The 18,946-nt window shown below is 74.5% G+C and carries 16 protein-coding genes and 1 pseudogene; 4 read left to right on the forward strand and 13 right to left on the reverse strand.

Going from position 1 to position 18,946, the window contains the following annotated elements; all coding sequences use genetic code 11:
• Nucleotides 1-6: 6 nt before the first annotated feature.
• The 6 genes from ACGFZL_RS10540 to ACGFZL_RS10565 all read right to left on the reverse strand — a co-directional run bounded on the left by ACGFZL_RS10540 (nucleotide 7) and on the right by ACGFZL_RS10565 (nucleotide 6,668).
• On the reverse strand, nucleotides 7-1,314 hold the full coding sequence (locus ACGFZL_RS10540) for a type III PLP-dependent enzyme (RefSeq protein ID WP_393690467.1): 1,308 nt from the start codon (nucleotides 1,312-1,314) through the stop codon (nucleotides 7-9).
• Complete coding sequence (locus ACGFZL_RS10545; RefSeq protein ID WP_393690468.1) at nucleotides 1,307-2,794, reverse strand: class I adenylate-forming enzyme family protein; 1,488 nt, start codon at nucleotides 2,792-2,794, stop codon at nucleotides 1,307-1,309. The genes ACGFZL_RS10540 and ACGFZL_RS10545 overlap by 8 nt, the downstream gene beginning before the upstream one ends.
• Nucleotides 2,791-3,984, reverse strand: coding sequence for an acyl carrier protein (locus ACGFZL_RS10550; protein WP_393690469.1), 1,194 nt, complete (start codon nucleotides 3,982-3,984; stop codon nucleotides 2,791-2,793). The genes ACGFZL_RS10545 and ACGFZL_RS10550 overlap by 4 nt, the downstream gene beginning before the upstream one ends.
• Nucleotides 3,981-5,417: a TrpB-like pyridoxal phosphate-dependent enzyme gene (locus ACGFZL_RS10555; RefSeq protein WP_393690470.1), complete on the reverse strand. Its 1,437-nt coding sequence runs from the start codon at nucleotides 5,415-5,417 to the stop codon at nucleotides 3,981-3,983. The genes ACGFZL_RS10550 and ACGFZL_RS10555 overlap by 4 nt, the downstream gene beginning before the upstream one ends.
• Nucleotides 5,414-5,695 carry an acyl carrier protein gene (locus ACGFZL_RS10560; RefSeq protein WP_393690471.1) on the reverse strand — a complete coding sequence of 94 codons (282 nt, stop codon included), beginning with the start codon at nucleotides 5,693-5,695 and terminating at the stop codon, nucleotides 5,414-5,416. Before ACGFZL_RS10560 ends, ACGFZL_RS10555 begins: the two co-directional genes overlap by 4 nt.
• A 178-nt stretch (nucleotides 5,696-5,873) precedes the next feature.
• On the reverse strand, nucleotides 5,874-6,668 hold the full coding sequence (locus ACGFZL_RS10565) for a thioesterase domain-containing protein (protein ID WP_393690472.1): 795 nt from the start codon (nucleotides 6,666-6,668) through the stop codon (nucleotides 5,874-5,876).
• Nucleotides 6,669-7,098: 430 nt separating this feature from the next.
• Between ACGFZL_RS10565 and ACGFZL_RS10570 the strand changes: the two genes are divergently transcribed.
• Together ACGFZL_RS10570 and ACGFZL_RS10575 are read left to right on the forward strand one after the other, a co-directional pair.
• Complete coding sequence (locus tag ACGFZL_RS10570; RefSeq protein ID WP_393690473.1) at nucleotides 7,099-8,403, forward strand: acetyl-CoA carboxylase biotin carboxylase subunit family protein; 1,305 nt, start codon at nucleotides 7,099-7,101, stop codon at nucleotides 8,401-8,403.
• Nucleotides 8,400-9,806, forward strand: a complete 1,407-nt coding sequence (locus ACGFZL_RS10575) for an MFS transporter (protein ID WP_393690474.1) — start codon at nucleotides 8,400-8,402, stop codon at nucleotides 9,804-9,806. The genes ACGFZL_RS10570 and ACGFZL_RS10575 overlap by 4 nt, the downstream gene beginning before the upstream one ends.
• A 105-nt stretch (nucleotides 9,807-9,911) precedes the next feature.
• Here the strand turns inward: ACGFZL_RS10575 and ACGFZL_RS10580 are convergent, their stop codons facing one another.
• The 6 genes from ACGFZL_RS10580 to ACGFZL_RS10605 form a co-directional block, all read right to left on the reverse strand.
• Nucleotides 9,912-12,287 carry a discoidin domain-containing protein gene (locus tag ACGFZL_RS10580; protein ID WP_393690475.1) on the reverse strand — a complete coding sequence of 792 codons (2,376 nt, stop codon included), beginning with the start codon at nucleotides 12,285-12,287 and terminating at the stop codon, nucleotides 9,912-9,914.
• Nucleotides 12,288-12,475: 188 nt separating this feature from the next.
• Complete coding sequence (locus tag ACGFZL_RS10585) at nucleotides 12,476-13,582, reverse strand: aliphatic sulfonate ABC transporter substrate-binding protein (protein ID WP_393690476.1); 1,107 nt, start codon at nucleotides 13,580-13,582, stop codon at nucleotides 12,476-12,478.
• Nucleotides 13,583-13,693: 111 nt separating this feature from the next.
• Complete coding sequence (locus ACGFZL_RS10590; RefSeq protein WP_393690477.1) at nucleotides 13,694-13,840, reverse strand: putative leader peptide; 147 nt, start codon at nucleotides 13,838-13,840, stop codon at nucleotides 13,694-13,696.
• 137 nt (nucleotides 13,841-13,977) lie between these two features.
• The gene (locus ACGFZL_RS10595) at nucleotides 13,978-14,436 is read right to left on the reverse strand and encodes an Rrf2 family transcriptional regulator (protein WP_355168958.1); all 459 of its coding nucleotides are present in this window, start codon (nucleotides 14,434-14,436) and stop codon (nucleotides 13,978-13,980) included.
• Nucleotides 14,437-14,690: 254 nt separating this feature from the next.
• Nucleotides 14,691-15,929: an acyl-CoA dehydrogenase family protein gene (locus tag ACGFZL_RS10600; protein ID WP_393690478.1), complete on the reverse strand. Its 1,239-nt coding sequence runs from the start codon at nucleotides 15,927-15,929 to the stop codon at nucleotides 14,691-14,693.
• A gap of 13 nt (nucleotides 15,930-15,942) precedes the next feature.
• Nucleotides 15,943-16,536 carry a winged helix-turn-helix domain-containing protein gene (locus ACGFZL_RS10605; RefSeq protein WP_393690479.1) on the reverse strand — a complete coding sequence of 198 codons (594 nt, stop codon included), beginning with the start codon at nucleotides 16,534-16,536 and terminating at the stop codon, nucleotides 15,943-15,945.
• A gap of 620 nt (nucleotides 16,537-17,156) precedes the next feature.
• On the opposite strand from ACGFZL_RS10605, the pseudogene ACGFZL_RS10610 reads away from it, so the two are divergent.
• A pseudogene (locus ACGFZL_RS10610) lies at nucleotides 17,157-17,528 on the forward strand (NAD(P)H-dependent oxidoreductase); the annotation flags it as partial.
• Nucleotides 17,529-17,550: 22 nt separating this feature from the next.
• The gene (locus ACGFZL_RS10615; protein ID WP_393690480.1) at nucleotides 17,551-18,702 is read left to right on the forward strand and encodes an LLM class flavin-dependent oxidoreductase; all 1,152 of its coding nucleotides are present in this window, start codon (nucleotides 17,551-17,553) and stop codon (nucleotides 18,700-18,702) included.
• On the opposite strand, the gene ACGFZL_RS10620 is transcribed toward ACGFZL_RS10615, so the two are convergent.
• Nucleotides 18,696-18,869, reverse strand: a complete 174-nt coding sequence (locus ACGFZL_RS10620; protein WP_393690481.1) for a hypothetical protein — start codon at nucleotides 18,867-18,869, stop codon at nucleotides 18,696-18,698. The genes ACGFZL_RS10615 and ACGFZL_RS10620 overlap by 7 nt on opposite strands.
• Nucleotides 18,870-18,946: the final 77 nt, after the last annotated feature.

The raw sequence follows: 18,946 nt of genomic DNA on the forward strand, positions 1-18,946 counted from the left end.
GGCGGTTCAGTCCTTCCGGGTGAGCGTGAGGCGGGTGGCGTGCGGTACGGCGTCGCCGTCGACGGCGACTTCGAGCGGGGCCGGGTGGCCCAGGAAGGCGAGCAGGCTGGCGGAGAGCCCGTAGGCGCCGACGTTGGGCACGGCGAGCAGGTCACCGGGGCGCAGCGGGGGCAGTGGGGCCTGCCGCGCCCAGGTGTCGAGCGGGGTGCACAGCGGGCCGGTGACCAGGGTGGGCCGCGGTTCGCCGCGTTCCGCCCCGCCGGTGAGCAGGGTCGGGTTGAGGGGCGGCAGGCGGCGCAGGCCGGCCATGCCGCCGAGGTGGTTGATGCCGGACTCCAGGACGGCGACGTCCCGGCCGTGCGACCGCTTCACGTCGAGGACCCGGGTGATGAGGGTCCCGGCGGTGGCCACCAGGTGGCGGCCGGACTCGTACGCCGGACGGGGCGCGCCGTCGCGCCAGCCGGGCGCGGACGCGTCGAGCAGCTCGGCGAGCCCCTCGCGCAGGCCGGTCAGGTCGGCCGCCTCACCCTCCTTGGCGAAGGGGGCGCCGAAGCCGCCGCCCAGGTCGAGGGTGGTGTCCAGCCGCGCCGTGTACGGGGCCAGGACGGCGCGCAGCCGGGCCGCCGTGGCGAGCGACTGGTGGAACTGCGCCAGCAGGTCCGGTACGTGGCTGAGGTTGGTGCCCATGTAGAGGTGCAGGCCGGTGACCTCGGCGTGCGGGCGGTCCCCGAACCGCTCGGGCTCGTCGGCGATCCAGCCCGTGTCGGCGCCGAACTGGGAGGCGACGCCGGTCATGGCGAGGCCCTGTCCGGCGGCCGGCCGGTCGTCGTTGACGCGCAGCAGCGTCCGCACCCGCACCCCCGCCCGGCCGGCGAGCCGGTCGAGCTGGTCGAGGCCGGTGGGGGAGTCGGCGCAGAACTCGCGGACCCCCGCTCGAAGGGCCCGGGCGATGTCCTGGTCGCGCTTGCCCGGCCCGGTGTACAGCACCTGTGCGGCGTCCCACCCGGCGGCGAGCGCGGCGTCCAGCTCGCCGGGGGAGCACACCTCGGGCAGGGTGCCGGCCTCCCTGAGGGTGCGCAGGACGCCGGGATGGGAGTTGGCCTTCAAGGAGTAGTAGAGATCGGCCGGTTCGGGCAGGGCTCCGCGCAGCCGGGCGGCGTTCTCCCGGACGCGCGCGAGGTCGTACACGTAGGCGGGCGTCTCGGCGCCGGCCTCCAGGGCGGCGGACACCGCCGCGGGCAGGGCGCCGGGGACGGCCCCGGCCCCGGAAGCGGCCCCGGGCGCGACGGCGGTGACGGTGGCGGTGTCAGACAAGGCTGGCCACCTCCCGGGCGAGCGCCTTGCGGTCGACCTTGCCGTTGCGGGTCAGCGGCAGCGCCGGCAGCGGCACGCAGCGCCGGGGCACCTTGAACTCCTCGATCTCCTCGCCCATGGCGTCCAGGACCTCTGCCGGCCCGCGCTCGGAGACCACCACCAGGACCGCGGGCGAGCCCTCGGCCGGCGGCAGGACGGCCGCCTCCTCGACACCCGCCACGCGCCGGGCCGCGGCCTCCACCTCGGTGGCGCTGACCCGGAACCCGCGCTCCTTGTAGAGGTCGTCGCGGCGCCCGGCGAAGTGGACGAAGCCGTGCTCGTCGAGCCAGCCGTGGTCGCCGGTGCGCAGTTCGGGGAAGAGCCCGTCGCGGCGCGGGAACCGCTGGGCGGTCAGCTCCGGGCGGCGCCAGTAGCCGGCCATCACGTTCGGCCCCCGCACCACCAGTTCACCGGTCTCGCCGGGAGCGAGCCGCTCCCCGTCCGGGCCGGCCGCGTAGATCTCGGTGCCGGGCAGGGCCCGCCCGCAGCTGCCGGGGTGCTCCAGGTCCGCGTCCGGCGGGTTGATGGCGGCGCGCTTGCACTCGGTGAGCCCGAACATGAGCTGCACCCGCAGCCCCGGGACGGCCGCCCGCAGCACGGCGAGGGGCTGCGGGGGCATCGCGGCGCCGGTGTTGGTGAGCAGGCGCAGCCGCAGCGAGTGGTCGGGCCTGCGGCGCACCAGTCTGGCCAGGGTCTCGGCGACCGCGGGCACGGAGGCGAGGACGGTGGCGTCCGCGGCCTCGATGTTGCGCAGCAGGGTGGCCCCCACCTCGGCGGGCATCCCCAGCCGCACCCCCGCTCCGCTCAGGGCGCCGAGGAAGAGCTGGTACAGGCCGTAGTCGAAGGAGAGGGGGAGGGGGCTGTAGACCACGTCGTCGGGGCGGTAGGCCAGCTCGCCCTGGATGGCGTGGACGGCGAACAGGGCCTGCTGGTGGGTGCTCACCACGGCCTTCGGGGCGGCCGTGGTGCCGGAGGTGTAGATCAGGCAGACCGGGTCGACCGGGAGCGGCGCCTCGGAGCCGGGCGCGTCGGCACCGGCGTCCGGGTCCTGGCCGCGCGGTACGTCGGAGAGCCGGACGGCGGTGATGCCGCGCTCGTCGGCCAGACGCCGGGCGTCCTCGTCGTCGGCGATCAGGAGCGCCGGTTCGGCGTCGTCCAGGACGTGCGCCAGGGCCCGCCCCCGGGTCTGCTCGTGCAGCAGGGCGAAGGGGGCGCCGATCCGGGAGGCGGCGTAGACGACGACGGCGACCTCGACGGCCGAGGGCGCCACCACCACGACGCGCTCGCCGCGGCGGACGCCGAGGGCGCGCAGCCAGGAGGCGGCCGCCCGGCTGGCGCGGGCGAGTTCGCCGTGGGTGAGGGAGTCCTTGGAGGTGGTCAGGGCGGGCGCGTCCGGCGCGCGGTGCGCCGCGCCGTCGATGAGGTCGTGCAACAGGTTCACGGCGTCTCCCGGTGGGCGCGGGCGGCGATGCGGCACAGCCCGTCGAGGTCGTGGAGGTTCTCCGGGACGAGATCGTCGGCGTCGAACTCGACGCGCAGCCGCTCCTCGACGCGCTCGACGATGTCGACCATGCGGAAGGAGCCGAAGCCCGGTACCTCGGTCAGCGGCCGGCCCGCCAGCAACTCGGCGGCGGTGACGCGCAGGACGGCGGCGGCTTCCTCGGCGACGACCGTGCGCAGGGCGCCGTCGTCCGCACCGCCGGCGTCCGGCGCGGCGAACACCCGGGTGTCGGCGTGCAGCAGCTCGGCGAGCCGCTGCAGCGGACCGGCGGGTTCCGGCCGGCCGCGCTGGACCCGGCGGTGGGCGAGGAAGGTCTGCTCCGCCAGCTTGCCCCAGGACGCCACGTGTTCCTCGGCGCCGGGCGCCGGGATCCCGGCGGCGGCACGGTGCGCGGCGTGCAGGCGCCGGGCCCGGGTCAGCAGCCAGGTCTCCAGCGTGAGCCGGGCGAGTGCCGCCTCCCGGTCGGGGTGCTCCCGGTAGGCGCGCACGTAGGTCTCGACGGCCGCCGCCGTGGCCGGGACGACCGCGGTGGCGTCCTGCGGGGGTCCGGCAGGGGCGACGCGGAAGGCGCGTGCCCCGCCCGGCAGTGCGGCGGCCAGTTCGGCCTCGGTGAGGGTCCAGGTGCCAGGGCGGGCCGGACCGTAGGGGGTGTCGTTGTGGTAGCCGTCGCGCACCACGGCCCGCCCCGCGGCGTCCCGGCCGAGCAGGAAGCTGTGGTCCATGTGGGCGTGACCGTGGTACGGCACCCAGGGCAGGTGGAAGGCGTCGGCGACCACGTACACGGTGCCGGGGTCGGCGGGCGGGGTGCCGGTGCCCGGCGGGAGCGTGACCCGTGAGGTGACCAGCAGGCCCAGGGCCGCCGCGGTGTGCTCCACGTGGGTGCCGGTGGCGGGCTCGACGGTCGGCAGGGCGCCGGGAGCGTCCTCTCGCGGCGCGAACTCCAGGCGTGCCCCGAGGGCGAGCGGCGACACGCCGTGCTCGGAGCGGGCCAGCCAGGCCAGGTTCACCTGGAGGCAGTCGAGGAGTTCGGCGTGCAGGTCCTGCGGTACGGCGGACTCCGGGACGGCGGTCTCCGGTGCGGCCGGCGCGAGGTCCGGCACGGCGGGCTGGGGAACGGCGGGGGCGGTCATCGCACCTCCCCGTAACCCACGGCGGCGCCCGCGGGACGACCGGCCGGCCCGGCGGGCGGGACCGTGACCCGGCCGGGTGCCCCGGCGGCGTCCGCCGGCGCGTCGAGACGCGCGAGGCCGGCCACGGCGTCGGCGAGTGCCGCCGGGTCCGGGGCGCGGTCGGTCAACTCGTCCTGCAGGAACTGCTGGTAGGCGCCGAGGTCCAGGTAGCCGTGGCCGCTGACGCAGACCAGGACGCCGGTACGGGCGCGGGGGGCGTCGCCGTCCCCGCCGCCGTCACCCGCCGCGCGGGCCGCTGCGGCCAGGGCGTGCCCCGACTCCGGAGCGGGCAGCGTCATCTCCGCCGTGGTGAAGGCGCGGCCCGCGGCGAGCGCGGCGACCTGGTCGACGGCCGTGGCGGAGACCTGGCCCGCGTGCCGCATCGCGGAGATCACCTTGGCGGCCCCATGGTAACGCAGGCCCGCCGAATGGGAGTCGGGGATCGCGTAGTCGCTGCCGATGGTGTACATGGCCTCCAGCGGGGACGAGCCGGTGGCGTCCGTGCGGTCGTAGGCGTACACGCCGCGGGTCAGCTTCGGGGTGGTGCTGGACTCCGCCGCGATCAGGGCCGGCGCCTCGGTGCCCTCGGCGGCGGCCCGGGCGTGGAACGGCAGGGCGATGCCGCCGAAGTTGGAGCCCGCGCCGACGCAGCCGACCACCGCGTCGACCGCGCCGCCCTCCTCGGCGAGCTGGTCGATGGCCTCCAGGCCGATCACCGACTGGTGCAGGATGCTGTACGTCTCGCCGCTGCCGATGCAGAAGGCCGCACCGTCGGTGCGGGCGGCGTACTCGACGGCCTCGCCGATCGCGAGGGAGAGGCTGTTGCCCGCCGAGCGTCCGGAGCGGGCGACCTCGGTGAGCGTGCTGGGACTGGAGATGACGCGGGCGCCGAGCATCCGCATCAACACCCCTCGGTACGGCTTGCGTTCGAGGCTGCCGCCGACCATGAAGACGGTGCAGCGCATGCCGAAGCGGGCGCAGGCGGCGGCCAGCGCGGTGCCCCACTGGCCCGCCCCCGTGCCGGTGACCAGCTCCTGCACACCTGCCCGGTGGTAGTAGTACGCCTGGGCCAGCGCGGTGTTGAGCTTGTGGCTGCCGGAGATGTTGCCGCCCTCGTACTTCACCCAGATCGGCACCCGGGCGCCCACCGCCTCCTCGAAGGCGCGGGCCCGCCAGAGCGGGGTGGGGCGGAACCGCCGGTACGCGGCGGCGACCTCCTCGGGGATGTCCCAGTACTCGCGGGACTGCACGCTCTGGCGGAGGAGTTCCATCGGCAGGTTCGCCTGGACGCTGCCGCCGCCGCCCTCGGTGGCGGAGCGCTGGGTGCGGTCGGCCGGCAGCGGCTGCCCGAGGTGGGGCAGGACGCTGCGCCAGCGGGTGGGGACGGCGGTCATGCGGCGGCCTCGCTGCTCTGCTCGACGATCGCGGCGATGTCGGCGACGGTCGTGAAGGACCTGCCGACGAACAGCTCGTCGGAGAGGAAGACGCCGGTCTCCTCCTCGATCTGCACGAGCAGGCTGATCAGGGTGAGGGAGTTGATGTTCAGGCGGTCGCCGTTGAGCGGCTCGTCGTCCCTGAGGCCGTCCGGGTCGACGGGGGGTTCGGAGGCCGCCGCGGCGACCTTCTTCACGACGCTCGTGAAGCGGGTGGACGTGGGGTGCGCGTGCTGCATGGCATTCCTTCACGGAGGAGCGGGAGGCGGGTGCGTGAATGTCGCTCTGAGTGATCGAGCGGGTGCTTAGAGCGAGGAGCGAGGGCAGTCGTGTGCGCCGCCCGTGCGGCGGAGGCAGCGCGGTGTCCCGCCGGGGCGGGAGGGGCGGTGAGCGGGAGGGCCGGCCGGTCGGTGCCGGTCAGCGGGCGGCGGTGGCCGCGATCGTGCTACATCGTTCCCGGTCGGACGCGGGGGTGTGTGCCCCGGCGTGCGCCTGGCGGCCGGTGAACTCCTGGACGTGCATGCGCAGTTGCTTCAGGTGCGGGGCGCGCAGGACACCGAAGTGGTCGGTGTCCAGGGAGCGGACGGAGACCTCCGTGAGGTGTGGCGCCCAGCGCCGGGACTGCTCCGGGTCGTCGCTGCCGGTGCAGGTGACCAGCAGGGTCCGGCCGGGGTGCCGGCCCTCGGCGCGATGGGCGGCGCGGGCGCCGAGGTGGGCGTCCACGGTGCGTTCCGTACGGGCGAGCGCGTCCGCGTCCAGTTCGGTGGCGGCCTCGCTCAACACCTGGTCGCGCACGGCCCGGTACACCTCGGGCCCCTCGCCGACCGGAGCCGGGCTGCTGTCGATGAGGGCCAGGTCGGGTACGCGCCCGGCGGGCATGCGCCGCGCCGTCTCGAAGGCGAGGATGCCGCCCAGGGACCATCCGACGAACAGGCCGGGCGGGGCGGGGAGCGTGGCCACCAGCTCTGCGTAGCGGTCGGCCATGTCCGGGATGCTGGTGTCGGGTTCCTCCCCCTCCTCCAGCCCCAGGGCGCGCACGCCGTACACGGGACCGTGGCGGGAGAGGTGGGCGACGAGGCCCAGGTAGGGAAGGAGTCCGCCACCCAGCGGGTGGAAGACGACGGTGCCGAGTGTGCCGGGCCGCCTCCCCAGCGGCACCAGCAGCGGCCTGCCTAAGGCGGCCCTCGTTGCGGTCTTCGCGCTACGGCTCACGGAAATCCCCCGGCTCGGACCTGCGGGCGGGGCCGGACGGCCTCGTCCCGGTGGTGCGTGGAGCGCTGAAACACCGCGGGGTTTTCCGGACGGCGTGGTGCGTGCCGCGCTCCGGACGACCCCCGGGCTTCCGCTGACCCCGGTTCACCCCGCTCGCGGAATTCACACATGGCGGACCGGTAAGTGTGACCTACATCTCATTCGTCGACGTGGAGTGATCGCCCGGTTCTCCTGCGCGTTCGCCTGTCGGTCCACGTCACGACCGGCGACGGGCCTCCGCGGCCGCTCGCGGAGCCGTGGCCGGTTCCGTACGGTGCCCCCGCCGGCGGGACATGAATCCGGCTCAGTGGGCATACCTGTCGTGTCCGGCGCCATCCCCGCATCCGTTCGGATCGATCCCCCCGCCGCCGCGCGGCGAGGAAGGGCCGCAATGTCTCACCTCCTCTTCGTGGAGACCACGGGTCTGGGTGTCCAGGCACTCGCCCACGCGAAGCGACGCGGTCACACCGTGACCTACCTGCACTGCCCCCTGTACGACTTCACCGCCACCCCGGCCCAGCGCAGAGAAGCCGTCGAACTCGCCGATCACACCGCCTCGTTCGCCGATCCCCTGGACGGCGAGGCGGTCTTCGGGGCCCTCCTCGCCTCGGGAGCGGATCCCTCCGGCGTCGACGCCGTGCTCTCCACCCTGAGCTACGGAGCACAGGCCGCCGCCGACCTCGGCGCCCGCATCGGCGCGCGCGGCACGTCACCGGCCGGCACCCTCGCGGCCCGTGACAAGGGCGAGTGCCGCCGCGTCCTGCGCGAGAGCGGGGTGCCGAGCGTCGGCTTCCGCGTCGTCACCGACGAGGCCCAGGCGCTGGAGGCCGCCGACGCCATCGGCTACCCGGTGATCGTGAAGCCGGTCCTCGGCATCGGCAAGGCCGTCACCTCCATCGCCCGCGACCCCGCCGCCGTCCGCGCCCACTTCACCGCCGCCGCGGCGGACCGCGCCGGGCTCACCGAAGGCATGGCCCGGCAGCTCGACGAGCGGTACCTGGTCGAGGAACTCGTCTCCGGCGACCTGTACTCCGTGGAGGTCGCCGCGTCCGAGGGGCGCCTGGTCCCCCTGGTGTGCGCGAGCCGGAAGGTGAGCCGCGAGAACCCGGTCCTCGAACTGGGCTGCACCGTCCCGTCCGGGCTGCCCGCCGCCGACGAGACCGCGCTCGGCGACTACGCCGTCGAGGTGTGCCGCGCCCTCGGGCTCGACCTGGGCATCTTCCACGTCGAGGTGATGCACACCCCGTCCGGCTTCCGGCTCATCGAGGTCAACCCGCGGCTGACGGGCGGCTCCCTGCCCGACACCATCAGCAGCGTCGCCGGCGTGGACGTCTTCGGGCTCCTGGTCGACCTGTTCCTCGGCGCGCCACTGCCGGACGGCCCGCTGCCCCTGGACGGCGCGGCCTCGCACTCGTTCCTCGCGGCACCGGAGAAGTCCACCGTGCCCGCCACCCTCCCCGAGGACTGGTTCGCCCCGTTCCTCGGCCGACTCCACTCCGGCTACGCGCGGGTGCGGCCCGGTGACGTCGTACCGCCGATGCGCACCAACTTCGACTCCTTCGCCATGCTGCGCGCCCTCGCCCCCACGCCCGCCGCGGCCGAGGCGGCGTGCCGGGCGGTCAAGGCCGACATCGAGAGCCTGTTCGGCTTCCCGCTGCTGGCCGAGCAGACCCGCACCCCGGCCCCCCTCGCGTGAGGCGCGACGACGGCCGGCGGGCCACCGCGGGCACCACCGGCACCGGTGCGTCCGGGCACGGCGACCGTGCCCCGGCGGACGGGGACGACACGGCCGACCGCCACGAACACGCCGAGGACGAGGCCGCGTCCGGCACCCCGGCCCCGGGGGCGCCGGCGGCGCGGCGGGGCCTCTCGCTCGCCGTCTACCTCACCTCGGCGACGCTCGTCCGCTCGGCGAGCGGCGGCGCGCCCGTCGCGCTCGTCGCGCTGACGCTCGCCCGGCCCGGGCACGGCGGGGCAGCGCTCGGCGGCGTCCTGGCGGCGCTGCTCACCCTGCCCAACGTCGCCGGGCCGTGGATGGCGCGCTGGCTGGAGGAGGCCCGGGACCCCAGGCTGCGGCTGGCCGCCGCGTTCACCGTCTTCGGGCTGATGCTCGCCGGGACCGGCCTGACGCTGGGTCACCTGCCCGTCGCCGTGGTGGGCCTGCTCGTGATCGTGGGCGGTCTCTGCGACCCGCTGATGACCGGAGGGCTCAGCAGCCGGCTCGCCCTGATCGTCGGCGAGGACACCCGGGCCCAGCGCCGGGCCGAGGGCTGGGACTCGGCGACCTACGGGACCAGCAACATCCTCGGTCCCGCCGTGGTGGCCGCGATCACCGCGCTGACCGGAGCCCTGACCGCCGTGGTGGCGCTGGGCGCGGCGGGCGTGGTGGCCGGCCTGCTGATGTTCGCGCTGCCGAGGGAGCACCGGACCGCCGCCGCGCGACAGCGGTCGATGCCCGTGCGGGACGCCCTCAAGGTCATCGTCCGGCGCGGTCCGCTGCGCCGCGTCATGGTCGCCACGATGATCACCTCGGTGAGCACCGGGGGCGTCATGGTGATCGCGGTGGTCTTCGGCCGCAACCTCCAGGGCTCGGCCGGCGCGGGCGCCGCTCTCGGCGCCGCCTACGGTGTCGGCAACCTCTGCGGGGCGCTGCTCACCGGCGCGTTCCCGCTCACCGGCGAACCGGAGCGCTGGGTGCTGCGGCTGATCGCCGCCAACGCCGTGGCCGTCGGCCTCTGCGCGCTGGCGCCGGGTTATGTCCTCGCGCTGGTGACCTTCGCCCTGGCCGGCGCGACCAGCGCGGTCCTGTTCACCGCCACGCTGGCGGTGCGGTCGGTCTACTCCCCGCCGGGCGCCCGGGCGCAGGTGTTCGTGACGATGGCCGGGCTGAAGATGGCCGCGGGTTCGGCCGGCACGGCCCTGGCGGGCACCCTGGCCGGCATCGGTCCCCGCCTCGTCCTGTGCCTGAACGCCCTCGTGGTCGCCTCCGCCGTCACCATCGCCCTCGCCGACCTCCGGCTCACCCGCCGCCGGTCGGCGGGCGAGCCGGCCGAGGACACGGGGGACGCGGGGGACGCCTCACCGGACGGTGGTGCCTGAACGGATCTCGGGAGCCGGTTCGTGCGGTGCGGAGCCCCCGGCGCGGCACGGCACAGCCGGCCGCCGCCGGGGGCTCCCCGAACAGCACCTCGAAGGGGCGGGGGGTCAGCCGGTGTACGCCTCCAGTTCCGAGAGCTGGGCGGCGGGCCAGCCGGTGTTGGCGGTGACGGTGACCCGCAGGTACCGGGTCGCGGTGCCGGGCAGGGTGACGGTCGCGGTGTTGCCGCTCGACGGGTTGAAGGTGTAGCCGGCCGAGGGCTTGAGGGTGGTGTACGTGCTGTTGTCGGTGCTGCCCTGGACGCTGAGGGTCTGGGTGCGGGTGGCCCAGGCGGCGGCCGGCGGCAGCTTCAGGACGACGCGCTTGACCGCCTTGGCGGCCCCGAGGTCGACGGTGACCGACTGGGGGAAGGCGTTGTTCGCGCTCTCCCAGTAGGTGCTTGCGTTGCCGTCCACGGCGTTGGCCGCCGGGTAGACGTCGACGTGGCTTGACTCGGCGACCGGCCGGTTCTTCGCCAGGTTCACGGTGGGGTCGGTCGGGGGGTCGGTCGGCGGATCGGTGGGCGGGTCGGTCGGGGGCTGGGTGCCGCCGCCGGGTACGCCGTTGTTGGTCCACACCGGCGCGGGCCAGGTGCCGGTGCAGGCCGGCGGGTCGGCGTACCAGCCGCTGTTGCCGCTGCCGCGGGTGATCTGGAAGCCGCTGCCGACGCAGTTGTGGATCGGGTTGGCCTGGGCGATGTGCGTCGCGGTGACATTGGTGAAGCTCGCGGTGCCCGGCGCCTGGATCTGCAGGGCGTACGTGCCCGCCCCGTCGATGCGTACGTTGGTGAAGTGCAGCCCGCGGGTCGCGCCCTCGATGTTCATGATGGCGGCGTAGGAGCTGTCGAGGATCTCGCTGTCGCGGACGTCGATGTTCGCGTCGAGCGCCTCGTTCAGACCGCTGAACCAGACCGCGCCGACCCCGAACTGCCAGTTGTAGTCGCTGTTGCCGGTACGGATCAGCGTGTTGCGCGCCGCAGTGATCGTGCCCGCGACCGCCGTGCCCTGACCGGAGTTGACGCCCGGGTAGCGGTTGGCGATGTGCAGGCCGCCGCCGTTGGTGATGGTGTCCGACATGACGTTGTCGGAGAGGGTGATGTCCCGGCCGCCGTAGGTGACGATGTTGTTGGCCAGGATCGGCAGGACGACCGTGTTGAAGGTGAACTTGTTCTTCACGTTCGGGACGCTCTCGGCCCACATCGCCAGCCCGTCGTCACCCGTGTTGCGCACGAAGGTGTTGGTGACGGTGGAGTTGGTGACGCCCATGTGGAAGTTCACGCCGTCGGCGGTCTGGTCCAGGATGCGGCTGTTCTTGATGGTGAAGTTGTCCATCGGGCCGTCCATCCAGGCCCCGCACTTGGTGTGCTGCATCCACACGTTGTCGACCGTGGAGTTCGACAGCGCGCCGCCGATGGCGTTGACCTGGTCGTTGTCCACGCGCTCGCGGATGTCGCCGATGATGGCGAAGTCCTTCAGGACGACGTTCCTGCTGCCGCCCTGCGCCGCGTACTTGCCGTACACGCCGACGGCCTTGGACCGGTCGGAGGGGTCGCGGCCGGTCAGCACGGTGTACCAGGGGCCCGCGCCGGCCAGGGTCACCTGGTCCACGACGATGTGGTCGCGCACCTGGAAGGTGCCCTGCGGGAGGTACACGGTCCGGCCCTGGGCCTGGCCCGCGGCGACCGCGGAGCGGATCTTCGCCGTGGAGTCGGTGGCGCCGGTCGGGTCGGCGCCGTAGTCGGCGACCACGTCGATCGCCCCGGAGGGCTTGGCGATCGGGGCGCCCACCTGCTCGAAGTCGGCGAGGTCGATGGTGAACGTCGGCGACTGGCTCACCGACGACACCTGCAGGCGGATCTTGGTGCCGGCCGGCAGCGTCGAGCCGAGCAGGGTCCGGGTCTCGTCGTAGAAGTGGTGCGGGTTGCTGTCGCCGGGGTTGTTGTTGAACGGGTATCCGCCGTAGTACCAGCCGTACTTGGAGGTCACGGGGACGCTCTTGAGCTGGTTGCCGTTGACCTTGACGTCGAGGGCGGCGTCCCGGCCGGTGCCCGCGGCGTTGTCCGGCAGCGAGTAGCGGAACGACATGGCGTTCGCCGGGGCGGTCAGCGTGAACTCGACGTACTCGCCCACCGCGTCCAGCGTCACCGCCTGCCGTCCGGACGCCTCGGAGGGCAGCCGGCCGTAGAGCCGGTCGGGGCCGATCAGGGCGCCGTTGGTGGTGGCGTACTCGGCCTCCAGCTCCTTGAAGGGGACCGTGGCGCCGCGGCCGGGCACCCCGATCGGGGAGGGAGCGGGCACGCCGCCCGCCGCCGTGGCGCTGGGAGCGGACAGCGCCAGGGTGACGACCGTGCCGGCCGCGGCGAGGGCCAGGGACAGGGAGGCGGAGAGCACGCGGCGCAGTGGTCTGCGACCGCGGCTCGGGGGACGTGGGGGTGATGAGTTCATGACATGCGTCCTTCAGCGGCTCGTGAGGAGCGGACGCGAAAAGGCTAGAAGTGCTGACGCAGGAAGTCTATGAGCGTGCGCAAGAAACAAAGAATGAGCCGCAAAACCGTGAATGGACAGCAGAACCACGAGAGCGGCGCCCCCGGGGCGGGGGCGCCGCTCAAGCGGTCGCTCGTCGGATCAGGGCCCTACTTCGCGCCGAGCCCGGCGTCCGCGACGGCCGGCTTGCCCTCGGCCTCGAGGACCTTGTTGAGCGGGGCGAGGTCGTAGATGCCCCTCAGGTCGGGCTTCTCCAGCAGGCCGGCCTTCACCGCGTGCTGCGCCTCGATGTCGAGGGTGGCGGCCAGCGGGTCGTCCAGGAAGGCGATCGACTTCCAGGCCGGGTCGAGGACCTCGGCCGGCAGCGCCTTGCCGGACAGCTTCTCCAGGGCCTTGTTCGCGGACGCCTTGGCCTGGTCGGGGTTGGCGTTGATCCAGGCGTTGGTCTTCACCGAGCCGCGCAGCACCGCCTCGACGACGTCCGGGTGCGCCGTGAGGAACTTCTGCGACACGATGATGTTGGTGATCACGAACTTCTTGTCCGGCCACAGGTCGCGCTCGTCGAGGAGCACCTTGCCGCCCTGGGCGACCAGCTTCGAGGCGGTCGGCTCGGGCACCCACCCGCCGTCGATGGAGCCGGACTTGTAGGCGTCGGGCGTGACCTTGTTGTCCGTGCGCACCACCTTGACGTCGCCGGCGCCGCTCTGCGCGTCGACCTTCCAGCCCTTCTCGGCTATCCAGTTGAGGAACGCCACGTCCTGGGTGTTGCCGAGCTGCGGCGTGGCGATCTTCTTGCCCTTGAGGTCGTCCACGGTCTTGATCTTGTCCGGGTCGACCACGAGCTTCACGCCGCCGGAGGCGGAGCCGCTGATGATGCGCAGGCTCTTGCCCGCCGCCTTGGTGTAGCCGTTGATGGCGGGGGAGGGGCCGATCCAGCCGATGTCGATGGACCCGGCGTTCAGCGCCTCGATCTCGGAGGGCCCGGCGTTGAAGGTCGAGGACTTGATCGTGGTGCCGCCCAGCTCCTTCTGGAACAGGCCCTCCTGGACGCCCACCAGCGCGGTGGCGTGCGTGAGGTTGGGGAAGTAGCCGATCCTCACCTCGCCGGCGGAGAGCTTCTCGGCGCCGGCGGCGACCTCGCTCTTCTTGCCGTCGTCGTCGGAGTCGGAGCCGTAGCCGCAGGCGGTGAGCAGCAGGGGGAGCGTCGCGGTGACGGCGAAGACGCGCAGGGCGGTGAACGGTCTTGCGGCAGACACGGAGGTGTCCTCTCAGGGATGGTCGAGCGAGGGTGGATGAGCGGAAGGGGGCCGGCGACGGGGCGGCGGACGGTGCCGCGTGCCGGGCCGGCTTCGGGCGCGGAGGAAGGCTCAGGCGGACCGGTGGGGCCGACAGGGCCGGCAGGGCCGAGGGGACCGGTGGGTCCGACAGACGGCGCTGGAGGTACGGCCGAGATCGATGTGGCGGCGCGAGGTCAGACGGGGCAGCGGGCTGTGCGCGCGTTCGGGCGTTCGCATGGCCACCCCCTGATCCCTAGGTTTCCTACCTGATTGATGGGGATCGTGGCAGAAGACGGCGCTCACCCCAAGAGGGTGTTCGCATGCTGGACCGTTCCATCTCGCAATATGGGCGACGGGCTTTCGGACGGCTCCGGTCAGGGGTTGACCCAGGCGTCCGGGGTGTCGGTCAACGCCTCGACGCTGGCGGGGAGTTCGGCCGCGGCCACGTCGGCGAGCGAGACGCCCTCCAGGATCTCGCGGACGTTGGACCTGAGGGCGATCCACAACGGCAGCAGCGAGGCGGCGGGGCCGGAGTACGACAGGTCGGGCGGGCGGACCCCGCGCACCGAGACCAGCGGGCCGTCCACGACGCGTATCACGTCGGCGATGCTGATGCTCTCGGCCGGCTTGGCCAGGCGGTAGCCGCCGTTGCCGCCGCGCCGGCTGACCACCAGGCCGCCGCGGCGCATGTCGTTCAGGATGCCTTCGAGGAACTTGTGCGGAATCTCCTGGGCGTCGGCGATGGCCTCGGTCTTGAGGGGCTCGTCCTCCCGGGACGCGGCGAGCTGCAGCGCGGCACGTACCGCGTAGTCCGCCCTGGCTGAGATCCGCATACCGGCCATTATCCCGCACGCCACCGCCGGGCCCCGCCCGGGTCCACGCCCCTGCCCAGGTCGGAACCTGGGCCCGGGCCGGACCCCGTTGGCGCAGGCCCAGCGCCCGCCCCGGGCCGAGCGTCTGGCCTGGGCCGAGCCTCCGCGCTGTGCCGAGCGTCCGCCCGGGGTCGAGCCTGCGTCCAGGTCGGAGCCTGTGGCCGAGGCCGAGCGTTCGCCCGAGGCCGGGCGCCCGACCGCGTCCGGGGTGGCGGTCAGGTCGGCAGGACGAACGGGGGGTGCGCCCCGCTCAGGAAGTAGTCGCCGACGTCGCGCAGGCGGGGCCCGACCGGCTCGTGCAGCGACTGCGTCCTGGCGTTGCGCCAGAAGCGGTCCAGGCCGAGGCGGGAGGAGGCGGCGCGGGCGCCGAGGAGGTCGAGGGCGCGGGCGGTGGACTCCCGCGCCGCCCCGGCCGCGGCGGCCTCGGCCATCGCCACCAGCACCGACAGCTCCGCGTACTCGTCGTAGGTCAGGTCCTCGCCGCGCCGCACGCCGCGTCGCACGGCCTCGCGCGCCTGGTCGGCCAGGGCGGACGCCGAGCGGGTGAGGACGGTCAACTCCCCGTAGGCGGACAGCGCCTGGGGGTCGATGGCCGGGCCGGCGGCCCGGTCGGGCACGGAGATGCCCCGGCTGTACTCGCGCACCTCGGCGAGCACGCCCTCGGCGACGCCGAGCCGGAGCTGGACGGTGAGCAGCCGCCCCACCGGGGAGACCAGGGCCGTCCGGGGCGACAGGACGGCCTCGTCGGCGGAGAGCGAGCCGAGCACCTCGTCGGCGGCGACCGGGACCCCGTCGCACTCCACGCTCCCGCCGCCCGCGAGGCGCTGCCCGAAGGCATCGGCGTCGCCGACCACCGCCAGGCCCGGGTGGGCGGGGTCCACCGTCACGGCGACCGGCTCGCCGGTGTCCGCCCGCACCGCCCGGACGGCTACCCGGTCGGCGACCAGCACCCCGGCGGCGTAGCTCTGCCGGCCGTGCAGCACGTGCCCGTGGCCGCTCCGGGTCAGCACCAGCGGCGCCTCCTGCCGGGCGAGGCCGCCGCCCCAGCACCACTGGCCCGCCGCGGACCACTGCTCGGTGCGGGCCCCCGCGACGGGGCCCGCGAGGAACCCGGCGCTCCAGGACAGGAAGTAGTGGCTGCCGAGCAGTTGGCCGATCGCGGCGTCGGCGGCGGCGATCTCCCGGACCACCGCGTAGGCCGTGGCCCAGTCGGCGCCGCCGCCACCGGAAGACACCGGCGCGAGCAGCCCGAGCAGTCCCGCCTCGCGCAGCCGGGACACCTCGTCGAAGGGGACCTTGCCCGCCTGCTCCCGGGCCACCGCGTCGGTGGCCAGGTCGTCGGCCGTCTCGCGGGTCACCCGCAGCCAGTGCGCGCGGCCGGGTCCGGCCGGGCCGGGCGGTGCGGCGGGCCCTGACGGTGCGGCGTGGCCGGACAGCGCGGGGGCAGCGCCCATGGCAGGGGACTCCTCAAGGTCGCGGGCGGCGGGCGGCGTCGGGGCTCGTCCGCCGTTCGGGGGCCGCCCGGTCGGGCGTGTACTTGTAGCCCAGGCGCCGCACGGTGACGATCCGCTGCCGGTGCGCCGCACCGAGCTTGCGGCGCAGACGCGCGACGTGGACGTCGACGGTGCGCCCGTCCCCGACGTGGTCGTACCCCCAGACGGCGCCGACCAGCTGCTCGCGCGAGTGCACCCGGTGGGGGTTGCGCACGAGGTGGGCCAGCAGCTCGAACTCCAGGTAGGTGAGGTCGAGTTCGCGGCCGTCGACCTCGGCGGAGTGCAGCGCGGGGTCGATGCGCACGACGTCGTCGCGGGTGCGCGGCGCGGCCGGCGGGGCGGGGGAGGCCGCAGACGCCGGCGGGGCGAGGGGACGGATCTCCGGGAGCGGGCGGTCCTTCGCGAACAGCTCGGCCGGGTCGGTGCCCTCCGGGACGAGCACCAGGTAGCCGACGAGCGGGGCGGGGCCCTCGTCCGCGGCGCGATCGGGCGACGGATCGCCCACCAGGCGGAGGCGGCGTGGATCGGGCAGGGGGGAGGCGGTGGGAGCCGGGAGTGCCGTGGTCATGGCGTGGTCCTTCTGGAACGGGGCAGAGCCTCACCGAGAAGGGCGAGGCGGCGGGAGAAGGGGCATCACACGCGACAGCAGGCGGCGCTGACGACGTGACCAGAGTCGACATGCCGACGACGAACGAGTCGTTGCTGCGTGGGGGCCATGGTCCTCATCCTGTGCACCCGCGCGGCGAGCCGTCAAGAGTTCCCTAGTAAATCAGTAGGGATAATGGGGATGCGTCTCACCAGGCGAAACAACGGGCGTCTCCGGGAGAGGGCGGTTCAGGAGGCAGGCGTCGGGCGCGCGGACGGCCGGCATCGCGGCGGACACCGCTGCCGCCGCCCACCGGCGCGTACGACGCCGCAGGGTGACCGCACGCCGCTGCGCGTCCGTGCTGCTCAATTGGTCGCATGAACGCCGAGCAGCGCTTGGTCATCCGCGGACACATCGACTTCGGTCGGGTGCGGTCCGCCCCCTGTCGCGCCTGACCCGCCGGCCGACGACCGCCACTTCGGTCCCTCCCCGCCGCCGCCCGCCGGACGCGCCCCATCGCCCCGAGGTCCCGGCGTCAGCGCCTTGGGTGGCCCCCGTTCTCCGCTGCCCCGTTCCCCACCCATCCGCCCCGAAGGAACCCCATGGCCACCGTCCTGTCCGCTTCCGGACGTCCCTCCGCCACCTCCCACACCGTTCGGCTGCGGCGCCACCTGGACGCCCGGCTCGCGGCCCAGGGACACGAGGTGATTCCCCTGGACGCCCGCACTCTGCCCGCCGATGCCCAGCTCGGCGCCGACTTCACCCACCCGGCGATCGTCCGGGCCGCCGGCCTCTTCGACCGGGCCGACGGCGTCGTGATCACCACGCCGATCTGCAAGGCCGCCTACTCCGTGCTGCTGAAGTCGCTCCTCGACCTGCTGCCGCAGTACGCCCTCACCGGCAAGACCGTGCTGCCCCTCGCCACCGGCGGCTCCACCGCGCACGTCCTGGCCATCGACTACGCCCCCCGCCCGCCGACCGCTGAGGAGCAGCACCATGCCCGGCATCCCCCTCGGAGTCCTCGACCTCGTCCCGATCCCGTCCGGCTCCACCGCGGCCCAGGCGCTGCGCAACACCGTCGACCTCGCCCGGCGGGCCGAGGAGTTCGGCTACCGGCGCTACTGGTTCGCCGAGCACCACCTCAACCCCGGCGTGGCCGGCACCTCGCCCGCCCTCCTGATCGCCCTCGCCGCCGCCGCGACCTCCACCCTCCGCGTCGGCTCCGGGGCGGTCCTGCTCGGCCACCGCACCGCCCTGTCCACGGTCGAGGAGTTCGGCCTGCTCGACGCCCTGCATCCCGGCCGCCTCGACCTCGGCCTCGGCCGCTCCGGCGGCGGTCGCCCCCCGGGCGCCGGCGCGGCCACGGCGCCGGGGCCCCGTCCCGCCCCGGCCCCGGTGGTCGACGGACACGCCCCCAACGGCCTGCGGATACCGGGCCGCTTCTCCCCGGCGCACCTGCTCGCCTCCCCGCGCTTCCGCTTCCAGCAGCGGCTGCTGCGCCAGCCCGGCGCCGAGCCCCAGGAGTACGGCGAGCAGGTGGACGACATCCTCGCCCTGCTCGGCGGCGACCTGCGCGGCCCGGACGGCACCGAGGCGCACGCTGTGCCCGGCGAGGGCGCCGACCTCCAGGTGTGGATCCTCGGCAGCAGCGGCGGCGAGAGCGCCGAGGTGGCGGGCCGGGGCGGCCTGCGCTTCGCCGCCAACTACCACGTCTCCCCGGCCACCGTCCTGGAGGCGGCCGAGGGCTACCGGGCCGCGTTCAAGCCCTCCCGCCACCTGGACGAGCCCCATGTCGCCGTCTCCGCCGACGTGGTGGTGGCCGAGGACGACGCCACCGCCCGCGAACTGGCCGCCGGCTACGGCCTGTGGGTGCGCAGCATCCGCAGCGCGGAGGGCGCCATCCCCTTCCCGACCCCCGACGAGGCCCGCGCCCACGAATGGACCGCCGAGGACGAGGCCCTGGTCGCCGACCGGGTCGAGACCCAGTTCGTCGGGAGCCCCGGCCACGTCGCCGACCGGCTCCAGCAGCTCCAGGAGGCCACCGGGGCCGACGAGCTGATCGTCACGACCATCACCCACGGCCACGCCGACCGGGTGCGCTCCTACCGGCTGCTCGCCGAGGAGTGGCGGCGTCGCGGGCTTCAGTAGATGTTGGCCTCCACCTCGGGGCCGTCGCCGCGGGCGGCGTCGATCGACAGGATCACCAGCCCCGCCTCGATCCGCCCCGCCGCGACGGCCGCCGCGGTGGACGACCCCAACCGCTCGGCCTCGGCGAAGGCGCGCAGCTGGTTGAGGGTCATGTGGTTCTCGGGCATGCCCGCACTGTAAGGCCGGTGTCCGGCGCCGCCCCGGAGCACGTTGCATGACCATGCGATGTCATGCATACTCTTCC

The sequence above is a fragment of the Streptomyces sp. NPDC048182 genome (assembly GCF_043202555.1).
Classification (GTDB): domain Bacteria; phylum Actinomycetota; class Actinomycetes; order Streptomycetales; family Streptomycetaceae; genus Streptomyces.